This is a genomic window from Aerococcus sp. L_32 (assembly GCF_050689315.1).
Genome location: NZ_JBOEQF010000905.1, coordinates 1 through 746, shown reverse-complemented (window position 1 = coordinate 746; position 746 = coordinate 1). Strand labels below are relative to the sequence as shown.

At 43.2% G+C, this 746-nt stretch carries 2 protein-coding genes; both read left to right on the top strand.

All coding sequences use genetic code 11. The features are described from left to right. Window positions 1–11 precede the first annotated feature (11 nt). A complete protein-coding gene (locus tag ACRCJ0_RS17265; protein WP_431391383.1) occupies window positions 12–164 on the top strand; it encodes a hypothetical protein in 153 nt (50 codons plus the stop codon). A gap of 19 nt (window positions 165–183) precedes the next feature. Next, a partial coding sequence (locus ACRCJ0_RS17260) for a 3'-5' exonuclease (protein WP_431391382.1) occupies window positions 184–746 on the top strand: 563 nt, incomplete at its 3' end.

Below are 746 nucleotides of genomic sequence, written 5' to 3'. Positions count from 1 at the left end.
ATGGTCAAGATATTATTCAAGAAATCAATCCAGAAAATAAACGGGCTATAGGCCAAATGCTACAGTTTTTAGAGCAAGCTGTTGTGGCCCAAGATGTGGTGAATGACCGAGCGGCTTTATTGGCTTATCTCGATACCCATCATGATCAAATAAACGAAATTTAATTGTAGGAAGGTGTTAGAAGTGACAACCACTTATGCGGTTCTGGACTTAGAAACAACAGGATCTACATATGATAACGGTGACCGCATTATTCAAATTGGGGTGGCCTTTGTTCAGAACGGGCAGGTTGTGGATCAATTTGCTACGGATATCTTTCCTAACCAAGAAATTCCACGTGAAATTACCAAATTGACCGGGATTACTAATGAACAAGTCAAGCGGGCGCCAAAGTTTGAAGCAGTTGCAGAATTCCTTTGGCAAAAGCTGTCCAACACGGTCATTGTTGCCCATAATATTGGCTTTGATTACAAATTTTTAGACAAGAGCTTCCAAGCTCACGGCTACCCGGCTATGACCCATGACCGGGTAGATACTGTGGAAATGGTGCGGACCCTTTTCCCAACGGCAGATTCCTATAAACTTGGTGAATTCTGTCTAGCCCACGGCATCCAACTTGAAAATGCCCATACGGCCATTGATGATGCAGTGGCAACCGCCCATATTTTGATTATGTGTCAGGAAAAAGTAGCCACCATGCCAGTCGAGTTATTCGCCCAGCTTCAGCCATTCTTACATTATTTTAT